Source organism: Lysinibacillus sp. 38-6, from assembly GCF_046245175.1.
In the GTDB taxonomy this organism is placed as follows: domain Bacteria; phylum Bacillota; class Bacilli; order Bacillales_A; family Planococcaceae; genus Lysinibacillus.
In genome coordinates this window covers 4,150,553-4,163,331 of the sequence record NZ_CP176417.1, presented here as the reverse complement: position 1 = coordinate 4,163,331, position 12,779 = coordinate 4,150,553, and the positions used below count along the sequence as shown (strand labels likewise).

Below are 12,779 nucleotides of genomic sequence, written 5' to 3'. Positions count from 1 at the left end.
TTTAGTCACAGCTAAAAGGTTTTCTATAGCGGAAGCGCTTAAAATCAGCATATATCGTTCAAGGGAGCCTTCGAAATTTATACAAATTTCAATTGTCCTGCCTGAATAGCAATTTCGGCATCACTATGTGGATATTTCGTATTCTCGATTATTTGGTAATCTTCATGTCCTTTACCTGCGAAAATAATCATATCTCCTGGTTCTGCTACTTCAATCGCATGTCGTACCGCTTGTGCTCGATCTCCGATACATGCGTAATTTTTATGCAACATACCTTTTGCAAGATCACCTGTAATACTATCGTAATCCTCATAGCGTGGGTCATCTGTCGTTAAAATCACATAATCTGCCGCAGATGCCTTTTCAGCCATTGCCGGACGTTTTGATTTATCGCGATTACCGCCTGTGCCAACTAAGAAAATAAGCTTACCTTTTTTATATGGCCCTGCAGCAGCAATTGCTTTTTCAATGGCATCTGGTGTATGCGCATAATCGACAAAAATTTGTACCGGTAAATCCGAGCACACTTTTTCCATACGCCCTTTTACTGGTGGCAATTGCTCTATTTGTTCAATAATCGACTCCATTGAATAGCCTCGACCGTAAAAAGCAATCATCGCTGCAAGCACATTGTAAATATTGAATTCCCCTAGTAAATGCATTTTCACAGGAAATACCCCTTCAGACATCACGACATCAAATGAAGTCGTGTAGTCATGGTATTCACAGTTAATAGCACGGAAATCGGCCGTCTCATTATGCAAGCCATAAGTCCAAACAGGGAATGGTGTCATTGCTGCATAGCGCTCTGACCAAGCATCATCCGCATTAAGTACCACAAATTTATTTTTTTCTAAATCTTGTCCAAGTTGAGAGAATAATAAGCCTTTTGCGTTCCCATATTCCTCCATCGTACCATGGAAATCAAGATGATCATGCGTAAGATTTGTAAAAATAGCAATGTCATAATCGACACCAGCCAAACGACCTAGCGCTAAGCCATGTGAAGACACTTCCATTGTCATTAAACGGCAGCCTTCCATTTTTGCACGAAAAATCATTTGCTGTGTTGATAATGCATCACTTGTCGTATTGGCAGATTCATATAAAATACCATTTAAATTAAAGCCAATTGTGCCTGAAAGTGCAGACTTCTCGCCCATACCGTGCATAATATTTTGAATAATACCTGTTACAGAAGTTTTACCGTTCGTTCCGGTTACCCCAATCATGGTCATATCCTTTGAAGGATAGTCAAAAAACTTAGCAGCTAGCAGCCCCACTGCACGATCGGTATCCTTCACAATCACTTGGGCAATCGCGTCAGCCAATGGAAGTTCTCGTTCCGTCACCACAATCGTGGCACCACCATCAACAGCCTTTTGTGCATAATCATGGCCATCCACTGTGTACCCTTTTATACATACAAACATGCTATTCGGTTGCACACTTCGAGAATCGATCACAATATCCGTCACTTGATCCGGTAACACGCCAATAATTTTTTTCAAAGGTAATGCACTTAACAATTCCTCTGCATACATTTCATAGTCCTCCAATCAATCTCAACACTCATTCATCATTCGTTGTTTTTCGACAAAAAATGACTAGTTGAATACCCCCACTTATCTAATGCATTTATTTTACTACTTATTCGCCTAGAAATGAAATGCCTCGCGAAACGTTTTTTTAATGAAAACGCTACCATTTTTAAAATCAGCTTGAATTTTAACTATTTTATCAAAAATCGGCATTTATCGACAGCTACGAATCATGTATGATGAGAATATCGATTACAAATGAGGTGCTACCTATGCAACAAAAAGAATTATTACGTATGCGCAATGAAGTTGTTTTACTATTTTATATAACAGCTATTTTTGCCTATGGCGTGCTCATCATGCTAAATCTTTATAGCAACCTCGAGGATCTGGTCGGTGTGATTTTAGTAATATTCTTACCTATATTGGCAGGGAACATTTTAAAAATTAAGCCAGTAGCAATGCAATGGGTAATTATTATTTCAGGAAATATGGCCATCGTTTATCTAAATATCGTCAGCTTTTCTTTGACTAATTTTATATGCTTTATTTTCTATATCTTATTAATTACCATTTATCACTCAATAAAAACAAATACCTTCCTCAGTATTGTTTCGTTATTGGAAATTATTGCGTTATCTTATTATCACCGTAGTTCTACTGAAACGATTGTGCAATCACAGTATTTCGCAACCTTTATTTTTGTTGTACTATTGCTTACGATTATCGGTTGGATTCAATCAAGCCATTTGCGCCATTTTTGGCATCGACTTAGTGAAATGAATTTACAGAAAAAACAAGAGTTACTATCCCAAGAAGCGTATTTGCATTTGTTTTTCCAACATGCCACTGATTGTATTGCAGTTTTTAGCTTGGATAATCGTATTCTTGATGTCAATCCAGCATTTGAGGAAGTCTATGGCTGGACACGCGATGAAATTGTTGGCAAACCGATCCCGCTCGTTCCTCCAGAAAATGTGTTGGAAGCAGAACAGCGCTATGCGAGTTTATTAGAAGGTAAAAGCTTTAAGTTACTAGAAACACAAGATATGCGCAAAGATGGGACGGTTTTCGATGTAGAAATTTCACTTTCCCCTATTTATGATCGTACAAATAAAATGATAGCTATTTCGGCTATCACACGCGATATTTCTTATAAAAAGGTCAATGAACAGCTTTTACTACAATCAGAAAAGCTAAAAATGGCAGGTGAAATAGCAGCAGGCGTAGCCCATGAAATCCGTAATCCAATGACTGTTATTTCAGGGTTTGTACAAATGATGAGTAATGAAAAAGATGGGAACTGTCAGGCTTACACGGAAATTATTCAATCTGAAATTGAACGGATTAATTTAATTATTGGCGAATTTTTAGTGTTATCCAAACCTCATGTTGAACAATTAAAAATCGTTTCACTTAACGAGGTCATCACTAAAATCAGCCAATTATTCCACCTTGAATTTCAAAAGCACGGCATTACATTTTCTCTGCATATCGTTAGTGAGGATAACTTTATACTCGCTAATGAAAATCAATTAAAACAGGTATTTATCAATATTATGAAAAATGCCATTGAAGCAATTGAAGCACAAGCTACTGAAGGAGAGATTATTGTCTTTATTGCGAAGGATGCTGAAGGATTGATTATGGTAACAATTACAGACAATGGTGTTGGAATGTCCGAGGCATTAGTTAAACGAATTTTTGAGCCTTTTTATACGACCAAGTCAACAGGAACAGGTCTTGGCATGCTTATTACAAACAAGATTATTCAAGAACATGGTGGCACAATTGCCATTGAGAGCAAGGTTAACTATGGGACAACGATCAAAATAAAATTACCACCAGCAGAAAATCAAGAGGTTGGAGGTGTCTAAAACTTTAGACACCTCCTTTATTATTACTTCATAATCGTACGAATAAGCTTCACTTTTTGTTTATATGGCGGAAAAAGGACGTTGGTTTCGAGCTTTGAAGATTTTTTTAATATTGATTTTGGATGTGTAAAATTTTCAAAGCTTGCCTTGCCATGATAAGCATTAACGCCAGATGGCCCAACTCCACCAAACGGCAAATGCTGATTTCCTACATGGGTTACCGTATCATTGATACATCCGCCGCCAAATGGCAACTCCTCTAAAAAATATTGAATTGCTTTTTCATGTTCAGAGAAAAAGTACGCCGCTAAAGGCTTTGGCAATTGTCGAATTTGATGAATAGCAAGACGTAAATCATCATATACCATAACAGGTAAAATCGGACCAAATAGCTCATCTTGCATCGACGGACTTGACCATTTTACATATTCAATAATAGTCGGCTCAATATATAAATCATCTCGATCAGTTCGACCACCATAAGTAATCGTATCGCGTTCCTCCACTAAAATTTGGTGCAGGCGATCAAATTGTCTTACATTAACAATACGACCGTAATCTGGGCTTTTCAGCGCGTTTTTCCCGTAGAAAGAACGAACTGTTTCCTTTAGCAGTTTCATAAATCGATCATAGACGTCTTTATGGACAAGCAAATAGTCGGGCGCTACACATGTTTGACCAGTATTAGTGAATTTTCCCCACGCGATTCGTTTAGCAGCTACTTCTAAATTTGCCGTTTGGTCGACAATTGCAGGACTTTTCCCACCTAGTTCGAGTGCAATTGGTGTTAACCGTTCAGCTGCTGCTTTCGCTACTACTTTTCCGACTGCCACACTGCCCGTAAAAAATATATAGTCAAACGAGGCATGGATAAGTGCCGTCACTTCTTCCTTTTCTCCTTCGACAACACGAATATAAGAAGGTTCAAACGTCTCTTCAACTATTTTTTTCACAATATTGGCCGTATGTACAGACGTCTCAGATGGCTTGACAATCGCTGTATTGCCACCAATAATCGCACCAATTAAAGGCTCCATCACCAGCTGAAACGGATAATTAAATGGCCCGATAATTAACGTCACACCATACGGTTCTCGAACAATAAAGCTTTTCCCCATTTGCAGCTGAATTGGGGTTTTGACCGTTTCCGGTTTTACCCATTCATCTAGATTTTTCAACATATAAGAAATACTATCCAACACAATACCAATTTCTGTTGCATATGCCTCGAACTCACTTTTTCTTAAATCTAAATACAATGCATTCAAAATATCTTTTTCATACTTTAAAATACTTTTCTTTAAGTTCATTAATTGTTTTTTTCGAAACTTAACATCTTTTGTTGCGCGAGAAAAATAAAAATTTCGCTGCTCTGTAATCATATTTTCAACATCTTGTGGCGTAAAATTCATAAATAAACACCCCTTTTTTTTAAATGCGATACATAGTTTTGTCTTTTTTGAAACAAACTATCTTTGTCTATACGATACAACATTAAAGCTTAAAAATCCTCTTTCTGAAAGGAACGTGATGTAAAAAAACAGCAATTACAACGAATGATGCCATGTTTTATTTTGTGAATCTCGGGAAATATACAACTACATATTGAAATCGAAACGGGGGCGTAGATAAATGACAACAACAGGAACTTGGTGGGAATCCATTTTTTCAGGCGCATTATCGCACGGGATATGTGAAGAGAAATTAATGTTATTGCAAGATGAAGCTTTTTTATATCTTTCTACAACACCGTCTGAAAACGACACTTTTACGGAAGAACCTGAAGTAAATTAATAAAAAGCGCATCGTAGGGGAAAATATCCTGTGATGCGCTTTATTTTTGTCCTTAGTTAACAGCTGCAATGTGTTGTATTTGTTTTAGTTCAACTTCTAATCGATTTATGGCTTCCTCCTCAATGGCAAAGCTGCCATCCTCAAGACGAATAATTTGCTTATCAATAATATACACAGAATGTGCTATTTCTGTTGCTCCTAATACGGCCAATATCGGCTTTAGTCCATATTCTAACGCAAGTAAATGACCTAAAGAGCCACCAACTGCTATTGGTAAAATCTTTTTACCGACAAATGCTTTTTGTGGTAATAAATCTAAGTAAGTTTTTAAAATTCCTGTATAAGAAGCTTTATAGATTGGCGTTAAAATGACCACAATGTCCGCTTCCTCGACTTTTTGATTTTGTGCTTTAATCTCATCATTTTCAAAGTTTGCCGTTATTAATGCAACAGCAGGTAGCTCATGTACGTGAATTACGTGTGTGGTGCTATAAGCTGAGAAAAAAAGTTCAATTTTCTCCTGAATCGCCGTGACACGAGAAGACCTTGTATTACTCCCATTTATCACTACTACTTTTGTCATTTTGCGCACTCCTTTTTTATTATTCTGGCGTAATGTTTTGCGTCCAGCTCTTTTCCCCCAAAAAAAGAGGCTTCTATTTTACAGTCCATATTGCTGTAAAATAGAAGCCTCTAGAAGTCTAGCCAGCTTATCGTATTCAATACCAAGTAATCTTATAAATTTAATTTAACATAATATTCAATAAAGTCAATATAACTTTTTCGGATTTATAGAAAAAAGGCTGCCACAACTAAATGTGCACAGCCTGCTCCATTATGTTATTGATGAATCGCTTTGCCAAATACGGCTTTAGCTGCATCGCCAATATGCTCTGATACTGTTGGATGTGGGAAAATCATATTTGCTAAAGCACTTACTGTACCACCGGCATTTTTCGTTGCTAAAATCGCATTGAGTATTTCTGTAGCACCATCAGCTACAACACAGGCGCCCAATATATGTCCTTCCTCTTTCGTTGCAATCAGCTTAATAAAGCCTTCTACATTTCCTTCCATAAGTGCCTTTGGATTCGTGCGAATCGGCATTGTTGTCACCGTATATGCTTGCTCTACTTGCTCTTCTAGCAAGCCAAATGTCGCAATTTCAGGATGTGTATAGACACAGCGAGGGATAAGTCCTTGATCAACCACTGTACGTTTAGCCCCTATAATATGATCTACTACATAAGTACCCTCCGCACTAGCGGCATGCGCTAACTGATAGCCGCCAACTAAATCACCAATTGCGTAAATATGTGGGTGGCTCGTCTGATAATGTTGATTTACGGCAATTAAGCGACCATCAAATTCAAGCTCTAGCTGTTGCGCAATTTCTGTATTTGGGCGGCGCCCCGTTGCAAATAATAAATTTTCGTATGTATAAATGCCTTTTGATGTATGAATATTATTGCCATTAAACTGCTCAAATTGGAAGTTTGTTATAAGTTCAATACCGAGATTTTTCATCTTTTCTCGAATAATTGGTCGCGCATCTGGTTCTTCCGTTTGTAAAATATCGTCACTATGATTTAGCATCGTTACTTTCGTGCCAAGTGGTGCTAAGCTAAATGCCATTTCCACTGCGATCACACCACCACCAATAATGGTAAGTTGTTGCGGAAGTTCTTCCATATCGAAAAAAGTATCCGTTGTATAATATGTTGTATGTTCTAGGCCTGTAAACGGCGGTACAAATGGCTTACTACCAGTCGCTAAAATGATATCTTTAGCAGCGAAAGTTTCTTGACCAACCGTTACCGTTAAATCGGCTGCTACCGTTGCCTCACCACGGTAAAATGTAATATGATTGCTTGCAATATAGTGTTCAATATTCGCCAAAAGCTCTTGTATAATGGCATTTTTACGTTGCATGAGGCGAGGGAAATTCACATTGACAGCAGGCATTTCAATTCCCCAATCATTGCCTCGTTGTATTTCTTGCACTAATTTACTATGCTCTAACAAAATTTTCGATGGAATACAGCCTACATTGTAACAAGCTCCTCCCACCTTATCACGTTCTACTAAAGCGACTTTCATTCCACTTTTAGCTGCATGAATAGCTGACACATATCCACCTGGACCTGCGCCTATAATTGCGATATCAAATTGTTCCACTTCTATTCACCTCATGTACCACCTTAACATTTACAAAATTTGAATGCAATGACATCTACAAACGTGCTTATGAATAAAAAAAGCCTCTCATCTGAGAGACTTTTTTAGCTGTTGCGCATGGTTTATTATTTATTAAAATTTACCCAGAATACCTCTTTGCTTCCATCTTGCTTAATGATAATCGTTTTAACAGAATAGCCGCCTGCTTCGTAATTGGCGATATTTTCTTCCGTGGACATCGCTCTAGCTTGCGTACTGGCCGCTACTCGGTAACTACCAAAATTACGTTGTAATTGGCGCTCACCATTCACCATTTTATAAAGCTCGAAACGTGCCTCTTTCGCTTGTAGCGTTCCTTTATTCATATCACTTTTCAACCAAGTCTTAAGTGTTACTTTATTGGATACAACTTGCGCCTCGACTTGGATATCTCGTTGTCGATAAAGTTGCTCAGCCTGTGTTTGATGTTTTACTAAAATCTTTTTTAATTCTTGGACCGACACGCGATTACACGAATCAATTCGTTTAATATGTACGGTTCCTTGACCTAATACATTGTAACCACCTTGTGTAGAATAATCGATTGTATAGCCAGCTTTTTTTACAGCCTGCTCTGCAACTCGATCATACACACCGTATGGATAGGCAAAAGACTTAGGCGCTTTCCCTGTATATTTTTCGATTAATTGATGCGCTTTTGTCAGATCCTCTTGAATGTAATGAAGGCGCTGCTCATTCGTCATGGGCTCTCCATTTTTCTTCTGATTAAGTATGATTGCCTCATGTTTCGGCGTATCATTTTTCCCACGCCAATGTAAATCATATGTATGATTGCCTATATGCATAACACCAGAATCGGACATGTCCTTTATTTGCTGCCAGTTCAACATCGGTACATTTTTTCTGACACCTGTCTCCACATCATTGGCGATAACAAATAATGTTGCTTGCATGCCCATTTCTTTTAAAATAGGGTAGGCAATTTTATAAACACTTTCATAGCCGTCATCTATTGTCAAAAATACGGACTTCTCAGGAATGCGACCATGCCCTTGTAAGTATGCGATTAGCTGCTCCTCCGTAATGGTTGAATAGCCATTATCCTTTAGCATTTTCAGCTGCTCACGAAAAAGCTTTTCAGTAATATTAATATTGGCAATTTCCTTATAATCGCCAAATGAATGATAGTTAATGACTGTAACATCTTTGGCATTACTAAATTCATAAAATTTTGTTGGTTTTGCTGCAAATGCCTGTTGTGACATCGTGATAAAAAAGCAAACAAACGCAACAAATACTAATATCCTCCTACTAAAATTCATAATATTGGTCCCTCTCTCAAAATATAGTCCATACAAGTATATACGAAATACAGGAAGACTGAAAGAGAATGGGACAAAAGTGTTGGATTGGTTGCAGACAATCCAACACTTTTGTTGCACCGTTACACTTTAATTTTCAGAATTGTTTGAGTGCCTGGCACTCCCTAGTAAATATTGCGCTGCCAGAAGCGTTGCTGGGCAATGGCATCTACAAATTTTTTGGCAAAGCCGGCATTTCCAGTGGCTAAAATAATGCCTGGCCCTACGTTTGCATTCGACATATTAAAAAAGGTCGTTCCTGTTGCAGCAATACCAATTGGTTTATAATGTCGATACGCTTCATTAATGTAATTGACGATATAGGTGTTAAACTTTGCTTGATTGTCTGCGCGAACCCCTACTACATATAAGGAATCAAAAAGTACGGCATCTGTCGTAATAAACGTATCACTCGCTGTTAATTGCACACCATTACTAGCTGTCACAACACCAAGTCTATCCGATATAATACTATAGCGAACTCCTTGCCTTGTTAAATATTTCAGCACTTCTCCAACTTCATTGGCGTCGAAGCCATCACCTATTAATACGCCGACTTTCAGTGTTTGTGGCAATTTCACAGTATTCGCCTGACTGAGTGCTGGCGAAGATGCTGTAACATTTACTTGCTCACCGGTTGGCCGATTGACACCAATATTATCTGCAACTGTCGTAGCCATCGCCTTATCGACATGAACGAACATATCGACGACTTGCTGGCGAACCGATTTACTTTTGACCTTCCCTACCTCGAAACTAAAGGCATCAATAATGTGCTGTTTTTCAGGGGCTGACATGCTATTCCAAAATAGGCGAGCTTGTGAGAAGTGGTCATTAAAGGACTTGCTTCGAGCTCTTGTAATTCGACCCTCAACCTTTTGTTCGTAATGTACATATCCCCCTTCTTTCGCTGTAGAAGTAGAGGGTGTATTGCCAGCAAGTGAATTTTTATGATAGCTCACCTTGCCCGTATTAATAGTTTGTCGGCTGAAGCCATTACGTTGATTATTATGAATCGGGCAAACCGGTCTATTAATCGGAATTTCCGCAAAGTTTGGCCCACCTAGACGAATAAGCTGTGTATCGATATATGAAAATAAGCGCCCTTGAAGCAATGGATCATTCGTAAAGTCAATGCCAGGTACAACATTTCCCGGATGGAAGGCGACTTGCTCTGTTTCAGCAAAAACATTATCTACATTGCGATTTAATGTCATTTTTCCAATTCTTTTAACAGGTACTAGCTCTTCAGGCCATAGCTTCGTGGCATCTAAAATATCAAAATCAAATCTAAATTCTTCCTCAGGCTCAATCATCTGAACACCAAGCTCATATTCGGGATAATCTCCAATCTCAATCGATTCCCATAAATCTCGCCGTTGAAAATCGGCATCCTTGCCTCCAATAATTTGTGCTTCATCCCAAACGAGAGAGTGCACACCCAATACTGGCTTCCAATGAAATTTGACAAATCGTGATCTGCCTTTGTCATTGACAAAACGAAATGTATGCACACCGAAGCCTTCCATCATCCGAAAACTTCGTGGAATCGTTCGATCGGACATATGCCACATAATCATATGGGCAATTTCCTGATTATTTGCGACAAAATCCCAAAACGTATCGTGTGCAGACGCTGCTTGTGGCATCTCATTATGAGGCTCCGGTTTGACAGCATGAATTAAATCAGGAAACTTAATGGCATCCTGAATAAAAAATACAGGGATATTGTTACCGACTAAATCATAATTCCCTTCGTCTGTGTAAAATTTCGTCGCAAACCCACGAACATCACGAGCTGTATCCATCGAGCCTAAGCTCCCTACAACTGTCGAAAAACGAACAAAGACAGGCGTCTTTTTTCCAGGCTCCTGTAAAAAATTCGCTCTCGTATACTCTTTCATCGACTCATAAAGTTCAAACTCACCGTGCGCAGCAAAGCCTCTAGCATGCACAACGCGTTCAGGAATTCGCTCATGGTCAAAATGCGTCATTTTTTCCCGAAAATGAAAATCCTCCATAATGGTTGGCCCACGAACGCCAGCTTTTAATGAATCTTCATCATTGGAAACTTTCAACCCTTGATTAGTCGTCATCTTTTTGCCATCATTGTTCACACGAAAGGCTTCTAGTTGTTGATCCTTCGCATTCTCAGTCAAATCCTTGCCCTGATTTGCTTTAGACTTATCCACGCGATCCCCTTTCTTACTGTCCTATTTACGCTCTATATACACTGTATGTTTTATTTTATTAAACATGCATGGAATTCGAAGCTAGCAAAATGTAAAAACCTTGACTGGCTAATAACCTGTCAAGGTTCTATCTTTATATAGGCTGATGCACATCCAGTAATCAGCAATGAAGATCTGTTACGACGGCCACTTTCATTTTATAAAAAGTTGTTAGAATATGTATTGAATCATATCATGTATATTGCAATATGGATTATCACGATTATCAGCATTTCGTAGAGACATCATTTCAGCGCAATTTTTAATGGCTACTTCATGGAGCAATGCTATTGGTGCAATAATTGACTCGTCCGCCTTATGACGGAAATAACGTGTTACCCCTAAATGCTCCGCCATCTTATTGTTTAACACTGCACGCGGATATTTTTCAGATACATCCACTTCTTCAAAATGTAATAATAACCACAATTCAAATGCCTCATTGGAATAAGCGATATGAATATTTTTTTCTTCACAGAACACATTTACTTCGTCTAGCTGTTTATCTGTTAAATCATCCTTATCAAAAACAATCCACACTTCATCACAATATTGGTAACTGGAATCGCGAAAAGCATGCTGTGCCAGCTTAATCGCGGAGCGCTTCACATTTTTTATTTTCACGCTTACTTTTTTTGAACGCTTTAAAATACGCAATTGCTCAAAGTAAATACGCTCCGTTTCTCCCTCACAATAAATTAATATCGTTTTACGTATTGTCCGATTGCCATGTTGATGTACGCTCACTGGTCAAATACCTCCACTTCACGTAAATATTGATTGGCTAAGTATTCATTTTAGAGTTCCACTTTAAAGATGTTCTTGCTTTATTGTATGCAGCTAACATGACTCATGCCAAAACAGCATTTATTTAGTCCCTTAGCACAAAAAAACACCCTAAGAATGACTTCTTAAGGTGTTTGCTATTTATAAAAAAATTATGCTTTTAAAGGTTCTCCACTGAATACTTTTAAGTCCATAGGTGCAGCCATGAAAGTTTGTGCCTTTTGCGTAAAGGCAGTGAAATGCTCACTCGTATTATGGATTGCAGTAGCTTCTACGTCTTGCCATATTTCAACCATCGTATAATGACAATCTTGTTCAGTAGACTTCATTAAATTATAGCTAATATTACCCTCTTCCGCTCTTGTTGCAGCAAGAAGTGTCTTCGCTTCTTGCAAGAAAGCTTGCTCTTGTTCCGGTTTTACTTGAAGATGTGCGTGAATAATAATCATGGTGATCCATCCTTTTTTATTTTTTAATAATCAATTATATTGTTTTGCATACGATGAAGCATGTTCGATAAAGCTTCTAATTCTTCTGCGTTGAAATCATGCAGCATTTGATTTACAAAATTAATCTTTTCTTTTTTGTAACCGACAATTTGTTTACGGCCTTCCTCTGTCAGACGAACAAATATTTCACGATTATCAGTCGGGTTCCGTCGTCTTGTTACCATACCATTTGCCTCAAGTTGTTTTAAATGACGAGTAATGGCACCACTGTCGATATTAACTGCTTTTTGAAGTGTAGATTGATTAATTTCTTCTGCCTCATAAAGTTGGTATAACAATTCATAGCGTGAAGCGCTAATGCCTGTACAGCGTTCGAATTTAGGGCTAATTTGATTATTAAGCCCTTTCAGCAAATGTAATATTTGTTCTTGATTTGAAAATGAACATCGCATCCATGGACCTCCTAAGTAATTGATGAGGCCAACATAAAGGCGAGGCTATTATTCATTGAACGCTCAATCATTGACCTGTCAATAAATATAATATAAAAATATATATCGTG

Annotated in this window: 11 protein-coding genes; 2 read left to right on the top strand and 9 right to left on the bottom strand. The window is 38.1% G+C overall.

Annotated elements, in window-relative coordinates; translation table 11 throughout:
- Positions 1-77: 77 nt before the first annotated feature.
- The gene (locus ACKVEV_RS20850) at positions 78-1,544 is read right to left on the bottom strand and encodes a UDP-N-acetylmuramoyl-L-alanyl-D-glutamate--2,6-diaminopimelate ligase (RefSeq protein WP_409368120.1); all 1,467 of its coding nucleotides are present in this window, start codon (positions 1,542-1,544) and stop codon (positions 78-80) included.
- 269 nt (positions 1,545-1,813) lie between these two features.
- Here ACKVEV_RS20850 and ACKVEV_RS20845 point away from each other — a divergent pair, with 269 nt between their 5' ends.
- A complete protein-coding gene (locus tag ACKVEV_RS20845) occupies positions 1,814-3,418 on the top strand; it encodes a two-component system sensor histidine kinase NtrB (protein ID WP_409368119.1) in 1,605 nt (534 codons plus the stop codon).
- 23 nt (positions 3,419-3,441) lie between these two features.
- On the opposite strand, the gene ACKVEV_RS20840 is transcribed toward ACKVEV_RS20845, so the two are convergent.
- Positions 3,442-4,830 carry an aldehyde dehydrogenase gene (locus ACKVEV_RS20840; RefSeq protein WP_409368118.1) on the bottom strand — a complete coding sequence of 463 codons (1,389 nt, stop codon included), beginning with the start codon at positions 4,828-4,830 and terminating at the stop codon, positions 3,442-3,444.
- A 220-nt stretch (positions 4,831-5,050) separates the two neighbouring features.
- Here ACKVEV_RS20840 and ACKVEV_RS20835 point away from each other — a divergent pair, with 220 nt between their 5' ends.
- A complete protein-coding gene (locus ACKVEV_RS20835; protein WP_409368117.1) occupies positions 5,051-5,212 on the top strand; it encodes a hypothetical protein in 162 nt (53 codons plus the stop codon).
- Between the two features lie 52 nt (positions 5,213-5,264).
- Here ACKVEV_RS20835 and ssuE read toward each other — a convergent pair whose 3' ends face one another.
- The 7 genes from ssuE to ACKVEV_RS20800 form a co-directional block, all read right to left on the bottom strand.
- The gene (gene ssuE / locus ACKVEV_RS20830) at positions 5,265-5,795 is read right to left on the bottom strand and encodes an NADPH-dependent FMN reductase (protein ID WP_409368116.1); all 531 of its coding nucleotides are present in this window, start codon (positions 5,793-5,795) and stop codon (positions 5,265-5,267) included.
- A gap of 257 nt (positions 5,796-6,052) precedes the next feature.
- Positions 6,053-7,390, bottom strand: a complete 1,338-nt coding sequence (lpdA, locus tag ACKVEV_RS20825; RefSeq protein ID WP_409368115.1) for a dihydrolipoyl dehydrogenase — start codon at positions 7,388-7,390, stop codon at positions 6,053-6,055.
- A 125-nt stretch (positions 7,391-7,515) separates the two neighbouring features.
- Positions 7,516-8,712 (bottom strand): polysaccharide deacetylase family protein, encoded by a 1,197-nt coding sequence (locus ACKVEV_RS20820; protein ID WP_409368114.1) that lies wholly within the window; start codon positions 8,710-8,712, stop codon positions 7,516-7,518.
- 164 nt (positions 8,713-8,876) lie between these two features.
- Positions 8,877-10,943, bottom strand: coding sequence for a catalase (locus tag ACKVEV_RS20815; protein ID WP_409368113.1), 2,067 nt, complete (start codon positions 10,941-10,943; stop codon positions 8,877-8,879).
- Positions 10,944-11,153: 210 nt separating this feature from the next.
- Entirely contained in the window at positions 11,154-11,729 is a 576-nt protein-coding gene (locus ACKVEV_RS20810) for an RloB family protein (protein ID WP_409368112.1), read from the bottom strand.
- Between the two features lie 191 nt (positions 11,730-11,920).
- A complete protein-coding gene (locus ACKVEV_RS20805; RefSeq protein WP_409368111.1) occupies positions 11,921-12,217 on the bottom strand; it encodes a putative quinol monooxygenase in 297 nt (98 codons plus the stop codon).
- A gap of 23 nt (positions 12,218-12,240) precedes the next feature.
- The gene (locus ACKVEV_RS20800) at positions 12,241-12,669 is read right to left on the bottom strand and encodes a MarR family winged helix-turn-helix transcriptional regulator (RefSeq protein WP_409368110.1); all 429 of its coding nucleotides are present in this window, start codon (positions 12,667-12,669) and stop codon (positions 12,241-12,243) included.
- Between the last annotated feature and the right edge of the window lie 110 nt (positions 12,670-12,779).

Coding starts and splice junctions, on each gene's coding strand:
- ACKVEV_RS20800 (WP_409368110.1), bottom strand. CDS start 12,669: ATGCGATGTTCATTTTCAAATCAAGAACAAATATTACATTTGCTGAAA.
- ACKVEV_RS20835 (WP_409368117.1), top strand. CDS start 5,051: ATGACAACAACAGGAACTTGGTGGGAATCCATTTTTTCAGGCGCATTA.
- ACKVEV_RS20840 (WP_409368118.1), bottom strand. CDS start 4,830: ATGAATTTTACGCCACAAGATGTTGAAAATATGATTACAGAGCAGCGA.
- ACKVEV_RS20805 (WP_409368111.1), bottom strand. CDS start 12,217: ATGATTATTATTCACGCACATCTTCAAGTAAAACCGGAACAAGAGCAA.
- ssuE (WP_409368116.1), bottom strand. CDS start 5,795: ATGACAAAAGTAGTAGTGATAAATGGGAGTAATACAAGGTCTTCTCGT.
- ACKVEV_RS20820 (WP_409368114.1), bottom strand. CDS start 8,712: ATGAATTTTAGTAGGAGGATATTAGTATTTGTTGCGTTTGTTTGCTTT.
- ACKVEV_RS20845 (WP_409368119.1), top strand. CDS start 1,814: ATGCAACAAAAAGAATTATTACGTATGCGCAATGAAGTTGTTTTACTA.
- ACKVEV_RS20850 (WP_409368120.1), bottom strand. CDS start 1,544: ATGTATGCAGAGGAATTGTTAAGTGCATTACCTTTGAAAAAAATTATT.